24 protein-coding genes are annotated in these 25758 nt (G+C 50.5%); 8 read left to right on the top strand and 16 right to left on the bottom strand.

The window, feature by feature from the left end:
* Together Q4E40_RS12375 and uvrC are read left to right on the top strand one after the other, a co-directional pair.
* Positions 1 to 2307, top strand: a complete 2307-nt coding sequence (locus tag Q4E40_RS12375; protein WP_303412536.1) for a penicillin-binding protein 1A — start codon at positions 1 to 3, stop codon at positions 2305 to 2307.
* 12 nt (positions 2308 to 2319) lie between these two features.
* Positions 2320 to 4143 carry an excinuclease ABC subunit UvrC gene (uvrC, locus tag Q4E40_RS12370; RefSeq protein ID WP_303412535.1) on the top strand — a complete coding sequence of 608 codons (1824 nt, stop codon included), beginning with the start codon at positions 2320 to 2322 and terminating at the stop codon, positions 4141 to 4143.
* Positions 4144 to 4480: 337 nt separating this feature from the next.
* On the opposite strand, the gene porN is transcribed toward uvrC, so the two are convergent.
* From porN to lipB, 9 genes are all read right to left on the bottom strand, one after another.
* Positions 4481 to 5338, bottom strand: coding sequence for a type IX secretion system ring subunit PorN/GldN (gene porN, locus Q4E40_RS12365; protein WP_303412534.1), 858 nt, complete (start codon positions 5336 to 5338; stop codon positions 4481 to 4483).
* A gap of 25 nt (positions 5339 to 5363) precedes the next feature.
* Positions 5364 to 6962: a type IX secretion system motor protein PorM/GldM gene (gene porM, locus Q4E40_RS12360; protein WP_303412533.1), complete on the bottom strand. Its 1599-nt coding sequence runs from the start codon at positions 6960 to 6962 to the stop codon at positions 5364 to 5366.
* A gap of 51 nt (positions 6963 to 7013) precedes the next feature.
* Positions 7014 to 7814 (bottom strand): type IX secretion system motor protein PorL/GldL, encoded by an 801-nt coding sequence (gene porL, locus Q4E40_RS12355; RefSeq protein ID WP_303412531.1) that lies wholly within the window; start codon positions 7812 to 7814, stop codon positions 7014 to 7016.
* A gap of 76 nt (positions 7815 to 7890) precedes the next feature.
* The gene (gene porK, locus Q4E40_RS12350) at positions 7891 to 8910 is read right to left on the bottom strand and encodes a T9SS ring complex lipoprotein PorK/GldK (protein ID WP_253401808.1); all 1020 of its coding nucleotides are present in this window, start codon (positions 8908 to 8910) and stop codon (positions 7891 to 7893) included.
* 225 nt (positions 8911 to 9135) lie between these two features.
* A complete protein-coding gene (locus Q4E40_RS12345; RefSeq protein WP_303412530.1) occupies positions 9136 to 10095 on the bottom strand; it encodes a PorP/SprF family type IX secretion system membrane protein in 960 nt (319 codons plus the stop codon).
* A 143-nt stretch (positions 10096 to 10238) separates the two neighbouring features.
* Positions 10239 to 11030, bottom strand: coding sequence for a uroporphyrinogen-III synthase (locus Q4E40_RS12340; protein ID WP_303412529.1), 792 nt, complete (start codon positions 11028 to 11030; stop codon positions 10239 to 10241).
* Between the two features lie 62 nt (positions 11031 to 11092).
* Positions 11093 to 12259 carry a DUF4271 domain-containing protein gene (locus Q4E40_RS12335; protein ID WP_303412527.1) on the bottom strand — a complete coding sequence of 389 codons (1167 nt, stop codon included), beginning with the start codon at positions 12257 to 12259 and terminating at the stop codon, positions 11093 to 11095.
* A 30-nt stretch (positions 12260 to 12289) separates the two neighbouring features.
* Entirely contained in the window at positions 12290 to 12694 is a 405-nt protein-coding gene (locus Q4E40_RS12330) for a hypothetical protein (RefSeq protein WP_303412526.1), read from the bottom strand.
* Entirely contained in the window at positions 12695 to 13432 is a 738-nt protein-coding gene (gene lipB, locus Q4E40_RS12325) for a lipoyl(octanoyl) transferase LipB (RefSeq protein ID WP_303412525.1), read from the bottom strand.
* A 147-nt stretch (positions 13433 to 13579) separates the two neighbouring features.
* On the opposite strand from lipB, the gene Q4E40_RS12320 reads away from it, so the two are divergent.
* The gene (locus tag Q4E40_RS12320; RefSeq protein ID WP_253401796.1) at positions 13580 to 13942 is read left to right on the top strand and encodes a YraN family protein; all 363 of its coding nucleotides are present in this window, start codon (positions 13580 to 13582) and stop codon (positions 13940 to 13942) included.
* Between the two features lie 58 nt (positions 13943 to 14000).
* Here the strand turns inward: Q4E40_RS12320 and Q4E40_RS12315 are convergent, their stop codons facing one another.
* The 3 genes from Q4E40_RS12315 to htpG all read right to left on the bottom strand — a co-directional run bounded on the left by Q4E40_RS12315 (position 14001) and on the right by htpG (position 17314).
* Positions 14001 to 14285 carry a hypothetical protein gene (locus Q4E40_RS12315; RefSeq protein WP_303412522.1) on the bottom strand — a complete coding sequence of 95 codons (285 nt, stop codon included), beginning with the start codon at positions 14283 to 14285 and terminating at the stop codon, positions 14001 to 14003.
* A gap of 73 nt (positions 14286 to 14358) precedes the next feature.
* The gene (locus Q4E40_RS12310) at positions 14359 to 15261 is read right to left on the bottom strand and encodes a toxin-antitoxin system YwqK family antitoxin (protein WP_303412520.1); all 903 of its coding nucleotides are present in this window, start codon (positions 15259 to 15261) and stop codon (positions 14359 to 14361) included.
* Between the two features lie 229 nt (positions 15262 to 15490).
* Positions 15491 to 17314 (bottom strand): molecular chaperone HtpG, encoded by a 1824-nt coding sequence (gene htpG, locus Q4E40_RS12305; RefSeq protein WP_303412519.1) that lies wholly within the window; start codon positions 17312 to 17314, stop codon positions 15491 to 15493.
* A 316-nt stretch (positions 17315 to 17630) separates the two neighbouring features.
* Here htpG and Q4E40_RS12300 point away from each other — a divergent pair, with 316 nt between their 5' ends.
* From Q4E40_RS12300 to Q4E40_RS12285, 4 genes are all read left to right on the top strand, one after another.
* Complete coding sequence (locus tag Q4E40_RS12300) at positions 17631 to 17957, top strand: hypothetical protein (protein WP_303412517.1); 327 nt, start codon at positions 17631 to 17633, stop codon at positions 17955 to 17957.
* A 295-nt stretch (positions 17958 to 18252) separates the two neighbouring features.
* The gene (locus Q4E40_RS12295; protein WP_303412516.1) at positions 18253 to 20538 is read left to right on the top strand and encodes a TonB-dependent receptor; all 2286 of its coding nucleotides are present in this window, start codon (positions 18253 to 18255) and stop codon (positions 20536 to 20538) included.
* Positions 20539 to 20590: 52 nt separating this feature from the next.
* Positions 20591 to 21160 (top strand): hypothetical protein, encoded by a 570-nt coding sequence (locus tag Q4E40_RS12290; RefSeq protein ID WP_303412515.1) that lies wholly within the window; start codon positions 20591 to 20593, stop codon positions 21158 to 21160.
* A gap of 260 nt (positions 21161 to 21420) precedes the next feature.
* Positions 21421 to 21987 (top strand): hypothetical protein, encoded by a 567-nt coding sequence (locus Q4E40_RS12285; protein ID WP_303412514.1) that lies wholly within the window; start codon positions 21421 to 21423, stop codon positions 21985 to 21987.
* Positions 21988 to 22197: 210 nt separating this feature from the next.
* Here the strand turns inward: Q4E40_RS12285 and Q4E40_RS12280 are convergent, their stop codons facing one another.
* Entirely contained in the window at positions 22198 to 22833 is a 636-nt protein-coding gene (locus Q4E40_RS12280) for a YdeI/OmpD-associated family protein (protein WP_303412513.1), read from the bottom strand.
* A 49-nt stretch (positions 22834 to 22882) separates the two neighbouring features.
* Between Q4E40_RS12280 and Q4E40_RS12275 the strand changes: the two genes are divergently transcribed.
* Entirely contained in the window at positions 22883 to 23206 is a 324-nt protein-coding gene (locus Q4E40_RS12275; protein ID WP_303412512.1) for a DUF4286 family protein, read from the top strand.
* Between the two features lie 147 nt (positions 23207 to 23353).
* Here the strand turns inward: Q4E40_RS12275 and Q4E40_RS12270 are convergent, their stop codons facing one another.
* The 3 genes from Q4E40_RS12270 to Q4E40_RS12260 form a co-directional block, all read right to left on the bottom strand.
* Complete coding sequence (locus tag Q4E40_RS12270) at positions 23354 to 23827, bottom strand: GNAT family N-acetyltransferase (RefSeq protein ID WP_303412510.1); 474 nt, start codon at positions 23825 to 23827, stop codon at positions 23354 to 23356.
* 469 nt (positions 23828 to 24296) lie between these two features.
* The gene (locus Q4E40_RS12265) at positions 24297 to 25049 is read right to left on the bottom strand and encodes an acyl-[acyl-carrier-protein] thioesterase (RefSeq protein ID WP_303412508.1); all 753 of its coding nucleotides are present in this window, start codon (positions 25047 to 25049) and stop codon (positions 24297 to 24299) included.
* 120 nt (positions 25050 to 25169) lie between these two features.
* Positions 25170 to 25613 (bottom strand): DUF5362 family protein, encoded by a 444-nt coding sequence (locus Q4E40_RS12260; protein ID WP_303412506.1) that lies wholly within the window; start codon positions 25611 to 25613, stop codon positions 25170 to 25172.
* Positions 25614 to 25758 lie beyond the last annotated feature (145 nt).

Raw genomic sequence — 25758 nt, 5'->3', positions numbered from 1 at the left:
ATGGCAACAACCACCCGCCCAAAACCAAAAACGGTATTCCCCAAGATCATTTCCACACTCTGGCTGCTTTTCCTGAGTGGCCTGGCTGTGTTCATACTGTACATTTATGCGGTCAGCATCAACTTCCTGAATTTGTTCGGGGACCTGCCAAACATGCGTTCGCTCGAGAACCCGAAAAGCGCCCTTTCTTCCGTGCTTTACTCAGCCGACAACAAGGAACTGGGCAAGTACTTCCGTGAAAACCGCACCCCGATTGAGTTTGCGGACCTCCCTGAGAACTTTGTGCACGCCCTGATGGCAACAGAGGATATTCGTTTTGAGGAGCACTCCGGTATAGACCCTGAGGCGATGGCACGCGTGGCCGGCTCTCTGATGATCGGCTCTTCAAAAGGTGGTGGCAGTACCATTACACAGCAGTTGGCCAAAAACCTGTTCCGCACCCGTGGCGAAGAGCTCAACAACGGCTACCTCAACGACAAGCCGGGTTTCCGTACGCTGATCCATAAAACAAAAGAGTGGATCATGGCCGTGAAGCTGGAGCAATCCTACACCAAGCAGGAGATCATGACCATGTACCTCAACATCTTCGAGTTTGGTAGCAACGCCTTTGGCATACAATCGGCTTCGAAGACGTTTTTTGGTAAGGATGCAAAGGACCTGGAGGTACAAGAGTCGGCTGTGCTGGTAGGTCTGTTCAAGAACCCCAACTTCTATAGCCCGAAATTCAACCCGGAGAACTCGAAGCATCGCCGCAACGTGGTGCTTTCGCAGATGGTGAAGTACGGCTATATGACGCAGGCTGAGTTCGACAGCCTGAAGGAAACTGATATCGCACTAAAGTACCGTGTTGAAAACCAAAACGTGGGGCTGGCACCTTATTTCCGTACCGAAGCCAGTAAATTTTTGCTGAAGTGGTGCCGCGAGAACGGTTATGACCTGTATGCAGATGGTTTGAAAATCTATACCACCATCGACTCGCGCATGCAGACCTATGCCGAGCAGGCAGTGGAGGAGCACATGAAGGATCGTCAGAAAGAGTTCTTCTCCCACTGGAAAGGCCGCAACCCCTGGATTGATCGCCAGGGCAAGGAAATCCCGAACTATCTGCAGACTGCCATTAAGCGTACGGACCGCTACCGTAACCTGAACAGACAGTTCGATGGCAACCAGGATTCCATCAACTATTACCTGAACAAGAAAATCCCGATGACCATCTTTACTTATGATGGTGAGAAGGAAGTTCAAATGAGTCCACTTGACTCGCTCAAGCATTATAAGCACTACCTGCAGACTGGTTTTATGGCTATGGAGCCGCAAACGGGCCACATCAAGGCTTGGGTAGGCGGTATCAATTACAAGCACTTCAAGTACGACCACGTGAAACAGGGTGCCCGCCAGCCAGGCTCTGTTTTTAAGCCATTCCTGTACACGGCCGCTATCGAGAATGGCTACTACCCGTGCTACGAAACGCTCGACACACAGGTATGCATCCCTTTGGGTGATGGCACGATGTGGTGTCCGAACAACGCCGACAATAAGTTCTCCGGCGAGAAGTTCACGCTGCGCAATGCGATGGCAAAGTCTATCAACTCGATCTCTGCCTTCCTGGTGAACAAGCTGGGAGCTGAAACACTGGTTAAAACGGCCAAGCGCATGGGTATCACTACACCGCTGGAGGCAAATCCTTCGCTTGCACTGGGTGTAAACGACGTGACTTTGTTTGATATGGTGGGTGCTTACGGTACTTACGTGAACAGCGGTACCTGGATAGAGCCGAACTTCATTACCCGTATTGAAGACAAGCACGGTAACGTGCTGCACGAATTTGTGCCAAAGACGGTTGATGCGCTCAGCGAAGAAACCGCCTATATGATGGTGCACATGCTGAAAGCGGCTGCTGAGCCGGGAGGTACTGCCTACTACGGCCTGCGCCACCGCAACGGACTCAAAAACGAGATTGGTGGTAAGACGGGTACGACCCAAAACTACTCGGATGCCTGGTTCATGGGGATCACCCCGGATCTGGTAGCTGGTGCCTGGGTGGGCGGCGACGACCGCTCTATTCACTTCCGTACCATCGCGTTGGGCCAGGGTAATAAACTGGCAATGCCGATCTATGGTAACTTCATGCAGAAGGTATACGCCGACAAATCGCTGGAAAGATCAAAAGACCCATTCCCTAAACCTTCTACGCCTTTATCGGTAGAATTAGATTGCGCTAAGTATAACAACGGCATGCCGGTAGACTCTTCGCAGCAAGATGAGTTTTATCAGGTTCCTGCCCCGATCGACTTAGATGCTTTCTAATGAAAATGACGCATGGCTGCAAACGAGAAGCTGCGGGAGAAGATTTCCCATTTACCACATAAACCGGGCATTTATAAGTTTTTTGATGACGAGGGCATCATTTATGTAGGCAAAGCGATTGATATCAGGAAGCGTGTCAGCTCCTATTTCAATCGCTCTGCCCAGCATAATAAAAAGACGCTGAAGCTCATCTCCAGGATCAAGGATATCGAGTTCACCATTGTGGACACGGAGGCTGATGCTTTTTTGCTGGAAAATAACCTCATCAAGCAGTACCAGCCCAAGTACAATATCCTGCTCAAAGACGGGAAGACTTATCCCTACATTTGCATTGTGAACGAGCGTTTTCCGAGAGTGATCAGCACGCGGAATAAGATCAATGATGGCTCCCGCTACTTTGGTCCTTACCCAAGTGGCACGACCATGCACATCGTACTGGATCTTATCCGGACCTTATACCCTTTGCGTACCTGCACTTATAACCTGTCGCCAGAGAATATTGCCGCCGGCAAGTTTAAGGTATGCCTGGAGTATCATATCGGCAACTGCAAAGGTCCATGCGAGGATCTGATCGACGAGACAACTTATAACCAATACATTTCTCAGATCAGAAACATCCTCTCAGGAAACCTGTCCATCGCTAAGACTTATTTCAAAGAACGTATGGCCGAGGCAGCGGCGGATTATCAATATGAGCAGGCACATCGCTACAAGCAGAAGCTTGATCTACTGGAAGACTACCAGGCTAAGTCCACCGTAGTAAGCAACACGCTTTCGAACATCGATGTCTTTTCGATCACCTCTAATGAGAAGTGCGCTTTTGTGAACTACCTCAAAGTCATGAATGGCTCCATTATTCAGACGCAATCCTTAGAGCTACACAAGAAGCTGGATGAAAGTGATGAAGAGCTGCTTGCTACTGTCATCGTGCAGCTGCGGCATGAGTTCGAGAGTACCTCTCGTGAGATCATCACCAACATTGAGCTAACGCTTCCGCTGGATAACATTACAATCACGCAACCTCAGATAGGCGATAAGCGAAAGCTCCTGAACCTTTCGCTGAAGAATGCCATGTACTTGCGCAAAGAGAGGGAAGGCCGACAGGAGCAGAATAAAGGTCTGAGTGAGCAACGCGAAGTTCGCGTGTTAGAGACGTTAAAAAAGGACCTTCGGCTGACAGAACTTCCCCGCCAGATCGAATGCTTCGACAACTCCAACTTTCAGGGGGATAATCCGGTTGCATCAATGGTGTGCTTTAAAAACGGCAAGCCAAGCAAAAAGGACTACCGCCACTTTCATATCAAGTCTGTCGTTGGTCCCAATGACTTTGAGTCGATGTACGAGATTGTCACCCGTCGCTACAAGCGACTTATAGAAGAGAACCAACCACTGCCGCAACTGATTATTATCGATGGTGGTAAAGGCCAACTCAGTTTTGCCGTGAAGGCGCTGAAAGACCTCGATCTTTGGGGTAAGATAGCGATTGTAGGTATAGCCAAGCGGCTGGAAGAAATCTTTTACCCGGGTGATAAATTGCCGCTTTACATTGATAAAAAGTCAGAGTCCCTTAAACTGATTCAGCGCCTGCGTAATGAAGCACACCGTTTTGCCATCACCTTCCACCGCTCCCGCCGTGATGCAGGCACACTTAAGACGGAGCTGACAGAGGTGAAAGGTATAGGCCCCACGACTGCCGATGCACTGCTTCAGAAATACAGGTCCGTTAAGAAGCTCAAAGAACTCTCGCTGGCAGAGTTAACAGTGGAGGTAGGCCAGCGCAAAGCGCAAATTCTTTTTGACTATTTTCATGGTTCGGGGGAGACAGCCAGTTCATAAGAGGATTCTTGAATGAGCTATCTTCTCTTTTTATACCTTAATGAAACCTCAGGTATTTTTATAGATAGCTTCTTGTTCTGCCTCTCATCCTAAATTGCTCCACGATTTTCCGGCACCACTTTCTGACAGCTTTATTTCTCTTTTAGAAGGATCACTCCATTAGCTATACCTGACCAGCATTGATTAACATCTTGCTCTGGCCTAAGCTGGCAAATATAGACGCGATTCATTTCCTATAAAACAATTTCCACCTGTTTTGTAATTTCCAGGCTCTTGGCCTGAAACAAAAAAGGGGGAGATCTTTTCAGATCTCCCCCTTTTTATGATTGTCTTACAATTAGTAGCTCCACAGGCTGTACTCGTACTCAATCAACGCTTCAAGCGCTTCCTGAGCGGCTAACAGGCCTTTTTTACCGCCACCATAGATATCACCCAAAGCTCTGTCGTTCGGGTTAGATATTTTAGTGATGTAAGAGCTGAACAACCACAGATCGAACGCATCAGCCAGGTTCTTGTGCTGTGCATCGTTCTGCGCGTTGTACCAGATAGCAGTCTCCGGATTGTTTCTGAAAACTTTCACCAGATCGCTCATTTTAAAGCTACCTACTGTCTGCTCAAAACCCAGTGGGTTAAGCGTTGCAGGAACTTTAATGCTGATCGTCTGAATGTCGTGGTACATACGGGAGCGCTTCTTGTCGAACACAACGTTCTCTTTCATCTCCAGCAGGTATAGCTGCTTTGCAAAAAATTCGTTGCTTACAGGACCAGTCTCTTGTGTAGCAGTTGTACCAAGGGCAGCACCCCAGGCATCATCGTCTTCCTCTTCCTGACCGAAACCAGCTGCGATTTCCTCTTCTGTCAAACCACCGCCCATGTCTTTGCCGGTCATGTTTGCGAGGAACTCCTCTCTGGATAACGGTACATTTACAGAGTCTGTCTTATAGGCCACCAACTCGCCGCTTTTTACAGCATCGATCAAAACTTTGGTGATCTCTCTGTTTTCAGAAAACAAAGGTCTGTTTTGTTTTTCGCGCAAGTCGATCTTACGCCAAACCGTTTTCTTAAACAATACATCAGACTCCGGAATAGGTCTTGCTGATGGATTACTGGACTGCGTGGTAGACACTTGCTGTGCTACTGCTCCGTAAGAGAGCATCATACCAGCTGCTACACCTATTACTTTGATAAGTTTCATACTCCTTGTAAGCTTCTAATCTTGATTAGTTAAGTGGTATAGTGAAAATACCGTCGCCTGTCGGTTTCGCATCAACTGGCGATCCCTGATAGTTCAAACGCTTCACTTCCAGTACCTCGATGGTTACGCGGTCGCCTTTACCAGCTTTCGCTGCAAAACGACTCAGGTCGCCAGTTGGGCTTGAGAATTCAGCCTGGTCTACTGGGTTTGAACCTCTAACCAGGAATGCTCTCCACTTCGTTACTCTATAACGTGCTTCTTGTGGCAAAAATTGCTTGAAGCCTTCGTCAGCGATCGCCTGTATCTCAACTGATCTGATGCCCTGAGCTGGCAAACCTCTCTTCTGGTCTACTGGTCTGCCATTCACTACAGTTTGCAGAGATGGTCTTGGCACCGGACGAACTTTGAATGTTTCAGAACCGATTGCATTACCACCGCTGCTTACGTTAAGCTTCACTTCAGTAGTAGTTGGAATAATCGTTACCTGACCTTTCTTAGCTCCTTTGATGGCAGAACCACCAGAAGCAGAGAAGCTAGGATCGTAAACAGCACCCAGTGCTGGCACCTGCACGTTCAGTTCGTTCGCACAACCCAGGTATAGGGCCTGCACTGCGGCAGACTGTACCTGAATAACTGGCTTCGCTACGATGTACTCTTCTGTTACGTCCAGTACTTCCTGCTCACCGTTTTTGTCGATGATCACCTGACCTTTCCAGGTCTGCTTAGAGTTACCGTCAGCGTCGTAGTTGTTAGCGGCAGCTGTGAATTCAATCTGACCTTTGCCGTCTACTACGTTGATTGGCTTACCCTGGAATGTCATCTTTGGCGTGATAGCGTCAGATGAAGCAGCGATAAACATATCAGCCTTATACTTGGTACCAGCAGCTACTGTCTTTGACTCAGCACGTGCCATCGCGAAGATCTTCTCGAACTTGATGATGTCAGCACCAACTCTCTGGGCCAGGTTCTGCAGGGCATCGGCTTCGTACTTCAAAACTTCGGCTTCTTTCTGAGAAAGTGTTGCCAGTGCTGCTACCAGTGGGGTAGCTTCGAAGTTCAGCTGAGCGAAGTCTTTGTTGCGCTGGCTACGGTCTTTAGAAGCCATTGGGTCAGTCTTTCCGTCACGTGCCAGGATGGCTGGCATGTTTGGGTTATACTGCTTCATGAACTTTGCGTAGTTGTTCAAACGCTGCTCCAGCTCGTAAGCCGCACCGTTTTTAGCACTAGAAGGTCCAATCATTGTAATAGCAACCAGGTCCTCAGCACTAGGGTTTGCATAACCGGTTTTCTCTTCGTTCTCACCACCTGTTTTCTGAATCAGGGTTTCGCGAAGACCGCGGATATACTCTACCAGTTCTCCTGTCCCTTTTCTAACAGCGTTAGCGCTCGCCAAAACATTTTTGTCTTTGTCTCGGTTACCACCTTCGCTGACCTTGGATTTAATATTCGTTACAACTCCGCTATTGTCAGCTTGCGTTTTATTGTTGACGTCCTTAAGACTTTCATCAATAAACTGAAACTTTAACAGGATAGCAGAGTTCACTTGCAGGGCGAGAAGTGCGGTCAGTACCAGGTACATCATACCGATCATCTTCTGCCGTGGTGTCTCTTTTCCTCCAGCCATTTTCTACTTAGTTACTGTTGTTTTCTTGTTGATTTAGGAAATGATGCGCAATTAACCTTTCATGGCTGTCAGCATGTTACCGTACACTGTGTTCAGTGAGTGTAGGTTATGCGTCAGTTTAGAAACCTCTTGCTTGAACTGCTCCGTGTCTTTGCTGGCATCGGTCAGGTTTTCCATGGCCATGCTCAGGTTTCCGTAGAACTTGTTCATTGCTTTCAGGTGGTTGTTAGCATCCTGAAGCTCCATTTCGTAAACAGCATTTAAAGCACCTAAGTTTCTTGTCATGCTCTGTACCTGGGTATGATACTCTTGTGTATCATTGGTAGCAACTGCCATTTTAGACAGTGCATCTGCTGTTGCAGAGTAAGCCTCGGTGATGCGGCCCAGCTCGTCGCCGGCAGCTTTCACGCGTACGCCATACTCATTAGTAGCAGCTGTAGCCTGGCTCAGGTCAGCCATTTGTGCAGCTGTTTCGCTCAGTCTGTTCAGGCCTAGGCCCAGTGTGTTGATAGTGGCTGGCGTAATGTCAGCGTCACGCATCATTTTGTCAAGCTCCTTTGTAACGGAAGTGTTGTTGTTTGAAGCTGTTGTTGGGATAAGTGCCTCACCTGAATAGTCATCAGCCAGTTGTGGGTATACTCTTGCCCAATCCGGATCGTGTGGCTGTGGCTGGAATGCACTCAGCGCGAAGATCACGGCCTCTGTACCAAGACCTACGATCAGCATGATGTCGGCACCTGGCCAGTGCTGAATTTTAAACAATGCTCCGATAATTACGACTGCGGCGCCAAGGCCATACACTTTGGGCATCAACACGTCGTACAAGAAACTGCGACCTCTAGCTTTGCTCATTTTGTTTTCAAAAATTAAATGTGAACGATTGGGTATTAAATTGTTAAGTTTTTAACTGTCAGAACACTTCTGTGGACTATCTGAACTCTCTTCCAGAAGAGCGTCCCAGGTAAATCATCGCGTTACGGAAACCGATGTATGACCTGGCTGAGTCCTGATATTCGAAGTTACGGGTACCAGTTTCGAGGAAGTATGCAATATCTTTCCAGGAGCCGCCTCTCACTACTTTGCGAGGCTCGTTATCATCATAGTAAACGGGGTTCAAGTCCCAGGTAATCGGAACAGTAGCGTCAGCGTAGGCGTCTTCGCACCACTCAGATACGTTACCGGCCATGTCGTACAGGCCAAAGTCGTTCGGGAAGAACTGGGCTACAGGAGCTGTGTAGGTAAAGCCATCGCTGTAGTAGTCACCACGGCCCGGCTTGAAGTTTGCCAGCAGACAGCCTTTGGCGTTGCGCAGGTATGGACCGCCCCAAGGGTAGGTAGACATATCACGGCCGCCTCTTGCTGCGTACTCCCACTCCGCCTCAGAAGGCAGGCGGAATTGCGGCATTGGCGCCATGCCATTATCGGCATTGGCCTGGTTCTTATGCTTCGTTCTCCAGTCAGAGAAATATTTAGCCGCAAACCAGTTTACACCCACCACCGGATATTCATCAAATGCCGGGTGAGAGAAATAGTATTCCATCAAGGGATCGCCCATGTGGTAGGTAAAGTCGCGCACCCAAACGGTGGTGTCAGGGTATAGGCTTGTCATCACGAAGTCTTCACCTAGAACATCGATCGAGTCATTGACCATTACTTCAATAAACTGACGGTATTCGTTGTTGGTGATCTCGGTTTCGTCCATATAGAAGCCGCCTATTGTTACCTGCTTGTTGAGGTTCGCCATAGTGGCCGCTATATCCTGATCTGCCTGACCCATGTGGAAAGTTCCGCCCGGAGCGGCAATCATGCCGTAAGGTACAGCCTGTGGATTGTAGTCTGGTCGATCCTCTGCGCCCACTAGGTCGCCTTGCGGTCCTCTTCTTAACCCACAACTCGCAAGCAGTACCACCGCCAAAGCGAAGGAAGACAGCTTTAATAGTTTGTTCATGATGACTTTGGAAAAAGTAAATTTTTTAGCAATTATTAATGCACACTATTTCTGGTGTAGCAAATATATTGAGAATTAGAAATAAAACAAAAACAATTGAAATTCTCACTTATTAATAATTTTCAAACGGTACAATATCAAGAATATTATACCATATACAATTTATTTTAACTGTATTTTTTCAAGAATACAGCTTTTCAGTGATAAATACAATATCCTGAATATTTATTTTGTGAAATTATAGCGAGGGGTTCGCACTGGAGGCCTGAACCGAACAACTGGCTCAGGTAATCGGTAGGATACCATCACTTCGTGTGATGTTGGGGCCTTGGCCGCTTTATTAAATGTCGTGAGATCTAATGCATATCCTACCCGCAGCGCGTTGTCCTGCAACATCGCTATACCCACAAGCGCACTAACAGCTTCCTGATGCCGAAAATTCAATCCGCCCCAATATTTTTCATCAAATGTTACGCGGGCGCCTGCATCAAACGAAAATGTCTCTGTATCATGCTTTAAGAGGGCCGTCGGGGTGAGCACTAACTGGTTGGTGAGCGGCAAATGGTAGCCGCCCGTTAGGTATAGGTGGTTCTCGCCCACCACGCGGCCACTTCCTGTGTTATCCACGTTCATAAACTGGTAGCTTGAACCCAGCAAATTGGTTACGCCGGCACCTGCATAGAACTGCTCGGACTCATACCAGACCCCGGCCCCCATGTCGAACTTCGAGTCGGAGCTGTTGAAGGGAATGTTCGGGTCGCCCTCGTCAATAAAGCGGTAGCTGCCCTTTCTTATATTATTTATATTGCCTTGCAAACCGATGCCCAGTTTGCCCTCGCCCACGTTCAGGTGAAAAGAGTAGGAGATGGCCGCCTGCTGTATGCGGGTGTTGGCGATCTGATCCTGCATCAGTGTTATACCTACGCCGCCCTTCAAAAGCCGCACCGGGGTGTGTGCCGTTAAAAGTAACGTGCGCGGCGAACCGCCATCGTCAAACGAGGCGTCGTAGTTCAGCCACTGGTAGCGGTAGATCGATTGTATTTCCGGTCGGTTGGTTATACCCGCGTAAGCCGGGCTGATATACATGCCGTTGAATCCGTAATGGGTAAATTGAGGCTGTTGCTGCGCCCAGGAGCTCAGGTGGCAGATAAACAGCAGCAAAACGGCAGGTATAATCTTTTTCATAGAATGTTGCAGCTAAGCAAACGTTTACTGGACGTTAAAAAGCCAGAGTTGAACCAAATATATATATTAAACAGTAAAACGCAAAAGCAAGCAGATGGTTGATTCTACTTGCTTTTGCGTTTTACTGTTTTATCCGGCCCCGATTACTTTTTCTGCTGCTGGATATATACCTCAATGGCTCCCGTCATGGAAGGGGCATTCGGCATCGGTGCCTCTATGTCGAGCTCCAGACCGGCATCGCGCACCGCCTTGGCTGTGGTTGGCCCAAAAGCCGCTATGCGCGTGTTGTTCTGCTTAAAGTTAGGGAAGTTGATAAACAGCGAGCTTATACCTGAGGGGCTGAAAAAGGCGATGCAATCGTAGGTCACATCGTCCAGGTCCGACAGGTCGGCTTCGACTGTTTTGTAGATGATGGCCTCTGTGTGCTTGATCTTGTTCGCTTTCAGGAAGCCCGGAATATCGTCTTTGCGGATGTTGGAGCAAGGGTACAGGAAATTCTCATTCTTGTGCTTCTTGATCACCTCAAACAGATCCTTGGCTGTTTTCTCGCCTACAAACAACTTGCGCTTGCGCAGGGTGATGTATTTCTGCAGGTAATAAGCCGTCTGGTCCGAAATACAAAAGTACTTCATGTCAGCCGGCATCTCTATCTTGCTTTCCTGGCAGATTCTGAAAAAGTGGTCCACTGCGTTGCGGCTGGTAAAGATCACGGCCGTATGCGAGAGGATGTCCACCTTGTCTTTGCGGAACTCTTTGAAGGAAACAGGTTCTACCTCGATAAACGCCCTGAAGTCTACTTTAATCCCGTATTTTTCTGCGATAGAGAGATAAGGGGAATTGTCGGTAGTAGGCTGTGGTTGCGTCACGAGTATGCTCCTGATCGGAATACTGTGTCTTTCAGGATTTGCCCAAGCCTTTTCTTTGCTTTCAGCCATAGAGTATGGAAGTCTGTTTATTATAATATTAGCCGCCTGCCGAAACCGTCGATTTTGTGTTTTTAAAAGTTAAACACGATAAACTTCAGCATGATGGTCAACGGAATCACTTCTGTGGCGCAAAGGTAAGAAAATAAATGCAAATTTATCACAGATGTCTGCTTATTTACTGTCACAAACACACGAATAACCGTGATTACCAGCAGCAAAAGCACCGCCATGCTCGAAACTGTGAGTACGGCATCGGGGGCCACGTGGTTAAGCGACAGGTATAGCAGCATGACCACCGGCAGAAAGAGGCCCAGAAACAACAGAGAGCGCAGAAACTCACTGAATTGGACCTGCACAATCTGCTCCAATCCGAAGATATAGCCCATCACTTTCAGGAAAAAGTACTTTAGCAGGACGACTGCAAAGATCAGGAAGGTATAGAACAGCACCTTGGTCGTGATATCGGCCTCTGACACCGGAAACAGGCGGTTGAAGATGCGCACATGCTGCACATTGGTATGGATGGCCGCAATCAGCAGCGCCATCGACATGGAAAAGGCGATGATAAAGAGCATGCTGGACCAGGTGCTGAGCGGTTTGGCCAGGATGCCTTCGTCCAGCGACCGGGTGCGCCAGAAGGACTGCACCCCAAACACCGCCTGAAAGTCGGAGGGGAACGTGGTTTTAAGCCCGCCATACAGCAGCCCGATCAGCAGCGTAAAAATGATGAACGCATTCTGGTTGACGTACTCCCGCAGCCGTACCGAGAAGCTCCCCTGCATGGTTTCGCTGTCGGGCCGTTCTGTCTGCACCCGGTTGCGGAAAGAGCCCACATTGGGGTGCTGCGACGGATGCCACACGGACAACAGGTAGCGCCCGTTCACCGGCTTCACCCGTTTGTTCCACGTGGCCAGGTCGAAGGTATAATTGGAAGTGGAGTCTGCCGTGAAGATCAGTTGGTTGTTCAGAAAAAGGCAGAGGTCCTTCTGGGCCGTAAACTCGATCACGAAGGGCTTGGCAGGTGCCATGGTCACCCATTGGTGCACCGCGCTGTAGCCGCCGTGCAGGTTCGTTGCGTAAGGCACCAAGTCACTGGAGCCGGCATCGTATACCTGCCAGTTGCCATTGAGGGTGTTCTTCTGCTCCAGCGGCAGCACCTGGGCCTGTAGCGGCCCGGTCAGCACGAAAAGCAGCAGCAACAGCCCGAAGCTATACCTTATGCGGTTGGTGATATACACGGTCAGGGTGAAAATTTAGGAGGCTATACCTTATGAATGGAGCACACCCTGCATTTGCAGCATGCTGATATCGATGAGGTGCTCATCGGTGATCGAGTCGGGCACGAAAACAAATCGCTTGTCGTAGATCTTGCCATCGATGTAGTAGCTCACCCAGTACTCGTTGTTGAGCTTGAAGACCGACGGGTCGATGACCTCCACCTGCACAAAGCTTTTGGCCTCCACACGCTCAAACATGTGCCGCAGCACGGAGGTTTTCACCTCTTCGTCCTTTATAACGCCATAGCCTTTAGAGGTGACAAACACGCTGTCGAGGGCCACGCTGTTGTTGTTGATCAGGTATACGTTCCAGGTGCGTTCCTCCGGCGTCTCGCCTGTGAAAGCGATGGCCACGGCCACACCCTGCACCGGGGTGAAATCTATGTCCTTCTTCATTTAATCTTTTGTAATGCTTGCCTCGAAAAGGGTGGCCAGGTGGCCCAGGAGTTTTTCCTCTACTTCTGCCATCGGCAATTCGCGGCCCAGCTCTTTTGCCAGCGACGTTACCTGCTTGTCGGTAATGCCGCAGGGTACGATGTTATTAAAATAATCTAAATCGGTGTTGATGTTGAAGGCGAAACCGTGCATGGTCACCCAACGGCTGCACTTCACGCCCATGGCGCAGATCTTGCGCGGGTTCTTTTGCTCCACGTGGTCCAGCCATACGCCGGTGAGACCCGATATACGGCCCGCTTCTATACCGTAGTCTTTCAGGGTCAGGATGATCGCCTCCTCCAGGAAACGCAGGTACTTGTGGATGTCGGTAAAGAAGTGGTCCAGGTCCAGGATCGGGTAGCCTACGATTTGTCCCGGGCCGTGATAGGTGATGTCGCCGCCACGGTTGATCTTGTAAAAGGTAGCGCCTTTTGCCTTCAGCCCCTCTTCGTTAATCAGCAGGTTAGACTCGTGTCCGCTCTTGCCCAAGGTATAGACGTGCGGGTGGGAGCAAAAAAGCAGGTAGTTTGGCGTCACCTCCTGCGCTTCGGGAGCAGCATTTCGGTTGCGGGACTTCATATCCAGTATACCTGTAAAGAGCTTGTCCTGATAGTCCCAGGCCTCTTTGTAATCGATCAGCCCCAGGTGCTCAAATTGTATGGTCTTGTTCTGTGACACGTCTTTTCTCCCTTCTCTCAAGGTATAGCTCAGGGCTAGCTATGATGCCAACCGATACTCTATACCTCTAGTTTTCAACAAAGATACGGTCGCTTGCGGGCATACGCAAACAACTACTCCGGCTGCCGTAATAAAACCAGCGGCCGCTCTTACAAGTTTAAAGCTCTTATGACGACACCGCAAGCACCACACCTCTCTACCGGCGCCAACGGCGAAGACCTGGCCTGCGACCTGCTGCACCAGAAAGGCTATCACATTTTGCAACGCAACCTGCGCATGGGCAAAGCCGAGATCGATATTATTGCCCGCCAAAATGATGTATTGGTGTTTGTAGAAGTGAAAACCCGAACCAACGACAGCTTTGGCTATCCGGAGGAGTTCGTGAACCGCCGTAAGCAACGCATGATCCTCAACGCGGCGGACGCTTATATCGTGAAAACAGGCTGGCAGGAGGACATTCGCTTCGATATTATTGCCATTACGATGAGCAAACCGCCGGAACTGTTCCACATCGAAGACGCCTTTCATTGATTCAACGACATTGTATCTTGTGCTTCTTCTAAAGTTTCACAGAGCGGCTACTCCCTGCTTATTTCCAGCTATATGCAGCCATGTTCGCAATCTTCCTTACAGCGTCATCAGGCAAGAACGGGTACTGCTTCTTAAGACGTTCTACAGCCAGGTTATAAGCGGTATTAAGCTCCAGCGTCAGCCAAAACTCAGACTGGCTTGCAAAATCATAGATCGATATTATCCCATGCAGTATACCTTGGCCATACTGCAACTCGATTTCCTGCTTCGTCTCCGCTGTCCACCATGTTTTGAGATGCGCACTGATCGCCTCATTGATTCTGCTTTCGTCGGTTGTAGACATGATGTAGTCGAAGTGAACTGGTAGCCGAAAATGGGGAATAACTTTACAGAGAGCAAAAGGCTATACCTATACCTTAGCGACTCGAAGCCCGCTTATCCAGCTTGTCTTTCTCGTAGATGAGAGTACCGTGGCGGTCGTATTGCTTCACCAGGACTGGCTCTGCCTGCGGCTCGTAAGGTGTTTTAGGGTATTGGTACTCGAACTGTCGGCGTGCCCTGAAGTCGAAGTGCTTTACCCAGAGGCCCACTTTACGGCCTTTCTGGTACTGCCCCATCCACTCGAGTTGCCCGTTTTCATAGAAGCGGTAATAAGTCCCCTGCACTTCGCCATAGGCGTAAGGGATCACTTCTTTTATCTTTTTGGTGCCCTCGTAATACTTCACCACGGCATCGCGCAGATAGCCTTTCTCAAAATGCTCCTTTGCCAGCAGTATTCCATCGCGGTTGTAGCGTTCCCAGCGCAGGTGTTTGGTACCCACATAAAAATAGCCTTCTTCGATTACCTCACCGGCCTGCTCTTTCTTATAAGGGCCATGCAGTACTTTGTGCTGCTCCGGGTCAAGTTCGCCGCGGCTTTTGTAGAGTTTGCGACGCTTGGTATCGTAGTAGTATTTTTCGGGAGCATAAGGATCAGGCTGCTGAAACTCTACCAGGTAACTGAAAGACTCGATTACTTCACGGGGGCCACGACCTCCTGTCTTCACGAAGCCACGAGCCACCCTGTCGCCCATGAAGTAACGCTTGTCAGCTTTCTTCTTGCGCTTTTTGGGCTGCTTTTCCTCTACCTTATCCAGCGAATCGCCTATCTGCACAGTAGGCTTGGCGGTATCAGCCAAAGCAATAGCATCAGCTTTTGAGCTCTCTTTTTCAGCGGCCCGGCTCAGGTTGTAGTCGCTATTGTAGGCAGTCGGCTTACAGGCAGCCATACCCAGCACCACAGACAAAATAAGCCCGACAAGATAGAGCGTGTGCCTCATGTGTTTTCGTTCAGATAAATGCGCTTCCGTTGTTTCCAAAAAGCTATACCTTGTTTAAGGTAACGTAAATATGCAGATAAATCATATACCTGCCAACTACCGGTCTGCCAGGTATAGTCCCTATAACTTTAAGCCCGGCGCCTTAGTTCACCCAAAGCCCCTCAAAACGAAAGCGGCACCCAGTCAGGTGCCGCTTTCGTGCTGTTAAGTGTAATTATGAAAAGTACTGTTACTCTTTGTCGATCAAATCCACGCTGCGCTTCACGAAGGCAGTCAGAGCTGAGCCGGAAAGCATGTTCTGAGACAGCAGGGCCAGGTCAAAGGCCTGACGGGCAATGCGCTCCTTGTTATCGTCTTTCGCTTTGAGGATGCGCTGGTTGATGCTGTGGTTCGCGTTGATGGTCACGTTATAAGTATCCGGCATGTTGCCCATGAACATCATACCGCCACCACCGCTCTTGCTCATGTCCTTCATGCGTCGCATGAATTCCGGCAGGGTAATAATCACTGGCGCATCGTCTGGGGCCATTGGCGCTACTTCCACCTGCATGTTCTGATTGTTGATGGCCGTCTCGTAGATCTTCTTCAGGTCCTCTTTCTCGGTATCGTTCAGTACACTCTCTTTGGTTTCGTCTTTCTCGATCAGCTTGCCGATCGTTTCAGAGTCCACACGCTTGAGTGAAGTCTTCTCCAGCTTCTGCTCCAGCATGCCAATAAAGTGACTGTCTATTACCGAGTCAAGCTTGAGCACATCGTAGGCGCGGTTTTGCGCGGCTTCCACGAAGGCGTGTTGCTTATCGGCGTCGGTGGTATAAAGCAGCACCAACTGGTCATTCTTGTCGGTTTGATTGGCCTGCGTCAGCGCCTTATACTCCTCTAAGGTATAGTACTTACCCTCGGTGTTCTGCAGCAGCACGAAGTCCTTGGCTTTTTCATAGAACTTGTCGTCGCTCAGCATGCCGTACTTGATGAACACGTTGATATCGTCCCAGTTGGTCTCAAATGTCGCTCTGTCTTTCTTGAAGATCTCGTTCAGTTTGTCAGCCACCTTTTTAGTGATGTAGGTGTTGATCTTCTTCACATTGGAGTCAGCCTGCAGGAATGAGCGGCTCACGTTCAGCGGAATGTCCGGCGAGTCGATCACGCCGTGCAACAGCATCAGGAACTCTGGCACCACGTCTTTTACCTCGTCAGTGATGAACACCTGCTTCGAGTAAAGCTGGATCTTGTTGCGCTGGATCTCGAAGTCGTTTTTGAGTTTCGGGAAGTATAGGATACCGGTCAGGTTGAACGGGTAGTCCACATTCAGGTGAATCCAGAACAGCGGCGTCTCGGAGAACGGGTATAGCTCTTTGTAGAAGTTCTTGTAGTCCTCGTCTGTCAACTCCGACGGCTGCTTGGTCCAGATTGGGTTCGGGTTGTTGATGATCTCCCCTTCGAACTCCACCGGCACCGGCAGAAACTTGCAGTATTTATCCAGGATAGTACGGATGCGGGCCGTTTCCAGGAACTCCTCTGAATCAGAAGCTACGTTCAGAATGACGTTCGAACCGTGGTCTTCTTTATGCGCCGGGGCGATGGCAAACTCGGTGCTACCGTCGCAGGTCCAGTGGGCGGCTTCCGTACCTTCTTTGTAAGATTTGGTGATGATCTCCACACGGTCGGCCACCATAAAGGCTGAGTAGAAGCCGAGGCCGAACTGACCGATGATCTGGTTCTGCTCACCGGCGTCTTTGTAGCGCTCCACAAACTCGGTGGCGCCCGAAAAGGCGATCTGGTTGATGTACTTCTTGATCTCCTCAGCCGTCATACCGATGCCGTTGTCGGAAATGGTGATGGTTTTGGCATCTTTGTCCACTTTCACCGTTACTTTCAACTCACCCAGGTCGCCCTTGTACTCGCCAATGGCGGACAGGCGCTTCATTTTCTGGGTGGCGTCCACGGCATTACTCACCAGCTCACGCAGAAATATCTCGTGGTCGGAATAAAGGAACTTCTTGATGATCGGGAAAATGTTCTCGGTGTGAATCGAAATATTACCTCTTTCTTCCATGTGCTATACCTTTAAAATCTATCTTTTAATAAGTGATGTCTCTGAAATCGATGCCCACGAAAAGGGCAGCGTAATTCCTGTCCAAGCGCTTTCAAATCCTGTTCCACAGGTATAGCGCCGGCCTAATTGTGACAGGTTGTCAGAAAACATCCGCTATACCTTCTGCGTTAAGCATGGCACAGGCATAAAACTTGTTGTTTTGGCATGATACCGCTGTGCGCTTTGCCAACAGTTTGAACCTGAGCGAGCGAAATGTTCAATTGTTAATACAACAATGGTGAAAAACGACTATCTTTGTTTTAAAGCCTTGCTATAGGTGTACCGGTTCACGACATATATCGCCCTCTTTCTGCTGCTGCTGTTCACGCGCGCCATGGTGCCGGATCAGTTGCTGCTCAGCCTGCACAGCCACGCCCACACGGCGCACAGCCACCCAGGCGATCAGAAAAACGCGCATGTCGAGAAGAAGCACAGCCACTGTCCGGTAGAAGACCTTTTTGGAGCGCCCTACCAGAGCGCTACCGCCGTCTATACCTTCACAGCACCTGTAACGCTCGCCGAGTATACCGCCCGGTATACCCAGTATGCGGCTTTTAATTCTTTTGCCCGCCTCAACCTTCGCGGCCCGCCCGCGCTCGGCTAAACCTTCCGTCCTTTTTTCAGTCTTACGGCGTGTCGCCTCTCCCGGCACCTGCTTATAGACTGGCCTATCAGTTTTGCATACCTGCTGACTCCGTGCGGCGATGGGTGCCTGCTATTGGTGTTCTATTTATTTTCCTGGCATAATGGCTATACCTATACCTGTGGCTGCTTTTCAGCTGGCGGGTTAGCGTTGGGCTGTTGCCTGTACCTTATACCTAAACTTTGCACAGACTGTGTTCAGATCTAAATTCATAATAGTCCTGTTGTGGCAGCTACTCCTCATAGCCCCTATGGCAATGGCACAGGAACAGGTGCACCTGGACGGCGACGATCCGGAGCAGGACTGCGGCCTGACCCTTTCGGGCAAGGTGCTGGACCACGACACCCGTGAGCCGCTGATTGGCGCCACTATTTACATAGAGGAGCTGCAGCGGGGCACTCTATCGGATGAATACGGTAACTACCATTTTCATCATCTGTGCCGCGCCAGCTATACCTTAAAAGTAACCTACATCGGGTACGAAGAGGAGCACCAGTCCTTCAGGTTGAGCACTTCTACCGTGCGTAACTTGTCGCTGCACATCGATGCGCGTCAACTCAAGCAGGTTGTGATTACGGGGGGGCGTCTGCAGGAGCAGGCGCAGGCAACCGAAACGCTCCAGGGCCGTGAGTTGGAGGAGACCCGCGGTCTTTCGCTGGGCGAATCGCTCAAAAAGCTGACGGGGGTAAGCTCTGTACAAACGGGCCCTACTGTTTCGAAGCCTGTCATACATGGCCTGTTCGGCAACCGCGTGGTGATCATGAACAACGGCGTGCGGCACGAGTCGCAGCAGTGGGGGAACGAACACGCTCCGGAAATCGACCCGCTGAATGCCCAGCAGATGCGGGTGATTAAAGGGGCGGCGGGGGTGCGCTACGGCTCTGATGCTATTGGTGGCATTGTGCTGGTAGAACCCAACCCGCTGCCGGACTCGGCAGGTATACGAGGCGAGGTCTCCCTGATCGGGAGCACCAACAATCGCATGGGTACTGTGGCTGGCATGGCAGAGGGCAAGCTTCGGCAATTGCCGCTGAGCTGGCGCCTGCATACCTCTGTGAAGAAAGCGGGCAGTGCGCAGGCACCCAGGTATAACCTGAACAATACCGGCTTTGAAGAGCAGAACCTGGCGGCTACGTTGGGTTACAAGCGACAGCGCTTCGGGGCGGAGTTATATTACAGCTTTTTCCACACAAAGCTGGGATTCCTGTCGTCGGCACACATCGGCAACCTGACGGATCTGGCCAACGCCATTGGGCGGGAGCAACCGGAGGAGACGGGCAGCTTTACCTATACTATCGCCCGCCCTTACCAGGATGTGACGCACCACCTGCTCAAGGCCAAAGCTTTTTACCAGACAGGCGAGGCAGGTGAGTTGCAGTTCACCTACGGGCTGCAGCAGAACGTGCGACAGGAGTACGACAGGCACCGCAACACCGGCGACCGTCCGCAACTGGACCTGGACCTGCAGACGCACACCACCGAACTGGTATGGGAGCACAAGCCGTTTGCCAATATCTCCGGAAGCATGGGAGTTTCCACCATCTGGCAGAACAATACCTACGCTGCCAACACCAGGGCCCTGTTGCCTTACTTCATCAATACCACCATCGGTGCTTTTGCTGAGGAGAGATGGCGGAAGGAAAACCTGCAGCTGGAGGCGGGCATCCGTTACGACAACAAATCGCTCGACATCAAGCGGTGGAACCGTACGGAGGGTGTGTTACGCCCGTCTTATACCTTTCACAACTTTTCGGGCAGTTTTGGGGCTCTCTACGATTTGGGCTATCACGTCACGCTGGGCGCTAACGTGGGCTATGCCTCCCGTGCACCGCATGCTTATGAGCTGTTCGCCAACGGCTTGCACAACAGTGCGGCCTCTTTTGAGCGCGGCAACCCGGAGCTGGTGTCGGAAAATGCCGTGAACACCATGGCCACGATCAACTACCATTCTAACCTCCGCCTGAACGGAGAGCTTAGTCTCTACTACAATACCATTAACAATTACATTTACCTGCAGCTGGCGCCGGACTATGCGCTGGGCATAGGCGGTGCCTATCTGCAGGCCGACTACCTGCAGGCCGATGCCCGGTTCTGGGGAGCAGACCTCAGTTTTGACTACGCCCTGACGAGCCGGCTGACGCTGAACAACAAAACGTCGCTGGTCTATGCCAAGAACCGGGAAACAGACAGTTACCTGCCCTTCATTACGCCTGGCCGCACCGACAACACCCTCCGCTACAGCTTCGAGGACAAGACATCCTCCAGGCTTTCTGACAGCTATCTGGCGCTCGGGGGGTTGTATGTGGGTCGCCAGAGCCGTTCCGATGCGCAGTCAGACCCTGTTTTGGCGGCGCCTGATGCTTATTTCCTGCTGCACGCCGAGGCGGGCACGCAACTGCAGTTCGGAAAGCAACAGGTGGAATTGGGTATAGTGGGCAGCAACCTGCTCAACACCAGCTATCGCGATTATCAGAACCGCCTCCGGTACTTTGCCGACGAGATGGGCCGCATGATCATGTTCCGCATCAAAGTGCCGCTGTAGTCACCTTAACTTTTAGAAATCATTTAATTAAACCAAAAACAGTTTATTTATCATGAAGAAATCATTCAGACCATACCTCGCTTTTCTGCTAACGGGCAGCTTACTTACTTTTTCAGCCTGTAAAGATGAGGCTGAGCCGGAACCAGACCACGAGCACGATGTAGTGACGACCGTGACCCTCACGCTTACACCTGCCAATGGTGGCCAGGCCGTTACAGCTACCTGGGAAGACCTGGATGGCCCGGGCGGAAAAGCTCCGGTTATAGAGCAATTGGTGCTCAGCGCCAATACCACGTATAATGGCTCCATCACCTTTGCCTCCGAGGAAGCACACGGCGACCACCATGACACGCATGACCTGACAGCGGACATCCGTGCAGAAGGAACAGCGCATGAGATTTTCTACCAGGTAACGCCGCAAGGTCTGGTTGCCTTCAGCAAAACCGATAAAGATGCGGGTGGCCTCCCGATTGGGTTGGAAACTGCTGCCACAACCACTGCTGCCGGAGCAGGCAAGGTACGCATCATACTCAAGCACCAGCCAGGCACCAAGAGCAGCACCAGCAACGAGAACACCGGCGAGACGGACGTGGACATCTCGTTTGACACCAAAGTTCAGTAGCTTTCAGATAGCTGCATACCATAGAAAAGGGGTACCAGTCGGTGCCCCTTTTTCATTCAATCCATGGTACAAAGGATTAAGTTGTGAAAAGAGCGGCTTCTGCGCCACTGCGGCCTTTATAACTACATCTTCCTATTTGGCGTAAATCCGCTTAGTCGGCAGCGCACAAATGCCAGATTCCGTGCAGCACCCAATCTTCTGAAGAAAACACTATATTTAGGTCCTGATTGACAGGAAGTATCCTCACGAAACTAAAAAGCATGAACAGACTATTCAGACCATACCTCACTTTTCTGCTGATGGGCAGCATACTTACCTTCTCCGCCTGCAAAGATGACGACGAGCCAGGTCCGGAGGATGAACAGGAGGTGATTACGGCTGTCACCATCTCGCTTACGCCTACCGGCAAAGGCCAGGACACGGAGGCTACCATTAGCACCCTGACCGGCACGCCGGTACAGAACGCACCGCTCACGCTACGGCCCGGCACTGAATACACGGCTGTAGTGACCATGACCGACGAAAGCAAGAACCCGGTAGCCGACATGACGGCAGAGATACGCAACGAGCGTGACGAGCACCTGCTCGTGTATACCTTTACGCCGGATGCAGGCAGCAATGCAACGGTGAGTGTGAACATTACCGACATGGACCAGAACAACCGCCCTGTCGGGTTGGAATCGACTGTGACGACCGGGGCAGGTATAGGCAATGGCAAGCTGAAAGTGGTATTGAAGCACCAGCCGGGCGGCCTCAAAACAGGCACTAACACAACTGCCGGCGAAACCGACGTGGACGTGAGCTTCAATGTGATCGTGACCAACTAAGCACTCTCTTAGAAATCATAAAAAAGACCGCAGCAGGTATAACCCGCTGCGGTCTTTTTTATGGTGTCAGGTATGGAACGCGATCTTTATCTATTGTTGACTAGCGCCATACCTGTTCGAGGTTAGCTGGTTTATACCCAACTGCCAGCACTAGTCGGCAAACTGCATCAAATCGAATTAAATACCCTCAAAATTTACGTTATACCTGCCTTAGCGGCCGAGCAGCTGTTGCCCCATCAGCATCTGAATGGTTTTGCCGATACGGTTGGCCCGGGTTTCAGGTCGTTTGGCTTCCTGTATGGCCAGCACATGCTCTTTGCGGTGCGTGAAGGCCAGTTTCTCAAATGTCTCCAGCAACCCAGCCGATTCCAGTGCTTCGCGCAGGTCCTGCGGTATTTCAACAGTCCTATTCTTTCGGTCTATACCTGGCGCATCGACCCCAAACTTAGACAGCTCGCTTCTTTCGGATTCGTGTTTGAATCGCAGCGAAGACCACGTTTCATCTACCGCCACCTGCCTTACCGGCGCATAACCCAGACCTGTTACTGCCTCCCAACCACTATCACGGTTCAGGTCCGATTTTATACCTGACGATTTTTTGGGGTAAGCCACCCACAACAGCCCCTTGCGCTTGAGGGCGGGTTCGGCCAGCGGCACATAATAGTTCAGTTCACGGCTATCGGTCGCAAAGATCTGCACAGCATCGTATGCTATACCTGCAGCGGGCGTGGTATGCACTTCTATACCCTGGGTCGTTAAGGCCTCGGCTATACCTGCCTGCGCATTGTGCACGAGCACCTGCCACCCTGATTTTAAATTTAACTTTTTGGCTATGCCCTGCATCATCGTATACCTATTGGAACTCTAAACTAACAGAAAAATCGTAATTTTGAGTATGATCATATACAACGTAACCATCAATATCGACAACAGTGTGGCCGAAGAGTGGCTGGACTGGATGAAGAACACGCACATACCGGAGGTGATGGCCACAGGCTATTTCCTGAATAACCAGATAGCCCGCCTGCTGCACGAAGAGGACAATGGCGGCACCACTTATGCCGTGCAGTATACCTGCCGCAACCTGGAGGACCTGGAAGAATACCAGCGCGACCATGCGCCCGCCCTGCAGGCCAAGGTACAGGAGCGTTACCCGGAGAAATACGTCGCTTTCCGCTCTCTGCTGGAAATCGTTGGCCGGGATGTGGAACGAGAGTAGCAAGCAAATGCTAAGGATGAAAAAAAACAGGCCCACGCTCAAGTATAGCGTAGGCCTGTTTTTTTTTAATGCTATGTATGGCCAGAGAATTGGTGTAAGGTATAGCTTCCGCGGTCAACACTCCGGCAGGGCATAAACCATCACCTTTTAGTTGGGACGGTAGGCCTTGATCTGGTCTTCGTTGAAGGTGCAGTTGAGCCACTCGCTGCTTAGGTCGGCCCCTATTTTTTTATAGAAAGTAATGGCGGGCTCGTTCCAGTCCAGCACCTGCCACCTCATACGCTTGGCGCCAATTTCTTTTGCTTCGTGGGCGACGGCGTTGAACAGCAGTTTGCCGATGCCGCTGCGGCGCAGGCGTTCGGTCACGATCAGGTCCTCCAGGAAAAGCATCTTACCTTTCCACGTGGAATAACCGATGTAGTACAAGGCTATCCCTACAATTCCCTCTTCGGTCTCGGCCACGAAGAACTTAAAAATCGGGTTTTCCCCGAAGCCATCCCAATGCATGTCCTGAACGGTGTTGGTCACTTCATCCGGTGCTTTCTCGTAAACAGCCAGTTCTTTTATCAAGCCGTGTACCTGCGGCAGGTCGTCTATGGTTCCTCTTCTGATGTTGATCATATTAGTTGATGAGGGCTAAATTGTTAAATGGTTAAATTGTTGTTGTGTGCACGATAATTTCACTCCTGCATCTCCCGAGAGGGGAATTCCGGTAATTCTGAATAATACAGGTATAGGCCTTGTAGATACTGTTCTGCTTCTGCTAGTCTAGCCACTCCTGCCCCAATGACGCCAGTTTAAAGATTATTCTATCATTTCGACTTTTGGGAGAAATCTGAAATGTAGTCAAGGTTCTGAATCAATCCAGATCTCTCAATTCTTTCGAGATGACAGTTTAGATTGACTACTCCTGAAGTTGGCAGCATTCCTTCCTGCCCCTAGGCGAAATTTTTCGTGCGCGATTGGACAGGTCGCGACCTGCCCCTACAGGTGATTCGGTTTTTGTTCCTGACCACAAAGTCGTTTCCCATCCAACCACGACGTTACACTGCAACGCCACCACATTCCAACTTCCTACCTTACAAACTTCTCAACTTTCTAACTTAGAAAACCTGGTCTTCGCCTGTACCAGCTCTTTGCCCGATTCGGTGCTGCTGAGTTTGTGGAGGAACGTGTTGGCCTCGTCGGCTGGCCCCGCAGTGGCTGCTACGGAATCGCCCAGGGTGCTTTCGGCCTTAAAGATAATGTCTATTTCCTGTAACTGCTGCTTTTCGAGTAAATCGGCTGGCAGCGTTTCGAGCACCCATTGCAGGTAGCGGGTGTTGGTGACGTGGCGGTTCAGATCAATGTCGTGCCAGCGCACGGGCACTAGCTGCTCATACTCCACCTGCTCCAGTTGCGGTAGCTTACCTTTGGCAAAAGGCAATGGCTCCTGTCCCGGCACTACTTCTATGGCTGTAATAAAATTGGGCACCGACACCAGTTGGCGCTTCACCACATCCATTACCAGCCATACGCTCGTTGCCTGCCCCAGGAGCTCGCGGTCGGCGCCGTATACCCTGAAGTCGCGGTGCAGGAACACCCGTTCACGGCCCGAGGCCCAGGTCTCGACACTTATACCTTCGCGGTGCTTCGGGTAGCGGAACATCTCCACGCGCATGCGCTGCAGCACCCAGGTCAGGCCACGCTCCAGCAACTCGTACATCGAGATGCCCATGGTAGCCGTGTTATCCCAGGCGGCCTCCTGCATGTAGCCGACCAATGCTGGCAAGGTCGCTTGTCCGTTCAAGTCTGACTCGGTGGAGCGGATGGTAAACGCGCTCTGTCCTGTCGTTGATATCATAGCGTATGGGATAGATCGTGTTGCAAGGTACGCAAGAATCGGGTTTGGGGCTTTTAGGTATAGGTATAAAAAAAGCACATCACAAGGATGTGCTTTCCTAATTTTAGAATAAAGGTTGATTTAAATTGAGGACCCAATAGCTACACCAAAGAACATGGCAAACAACACTAGTGCATAGAAACCAAGGAAGATGATGGTGAAGACACCCATAAATTTAAACAGGGACTTTAAATTCTTGAATGATGCTGCTATTTTCTCCTCATCGCCTGTTGCGAGGCCGGCCTGCATACTGCTAGAGAACCTGTACAGGTATAAAACCGGCAACAAATAAAGCGCCCCAAACAGTAGATAAAACAGACTCAGGAAGGCCCCACTGATCGCTCCACCGCCAAGGCTAGTGTCCATGAATAAAGCCATAATCCCAAACAGGACCATTAGGCCAACTCCTACAAAACCAACAATGGCTAAGAACCTGCCCCACCTCGCCGTGTTCTGCAAGAAATCTCTTAACTCTAAATTAATGCTTAACCCTTGAGGCTGCTCGTTGTAAAATTCTGTATCCATTCAGTTATCATCTAAGGTTGGTTGATTATCTGAACATAACAATATTGCTATAAAAATGAAACAGACTTCCTGACCGGCACCGAAACAAAAAGCCAGCACCGCATCGCTGCAGCACTGGCTTTTGTTTATCTCAAATCTCAGCTAT

The sequence above is a fragment of the Pontibacter coccineus genome, from assembly GCF_030546575.1.
GTDB lineage: Bacteria > Bacteroidota > Bacteroidia > Cytophagales > Hymenobacteraceae > Pontibacter > Pontibacter coccineus.
Note: the sequence above shows the minus strand (reverse complement) of the source record. Positions and strands in the feature narration are given on the sequence as shown.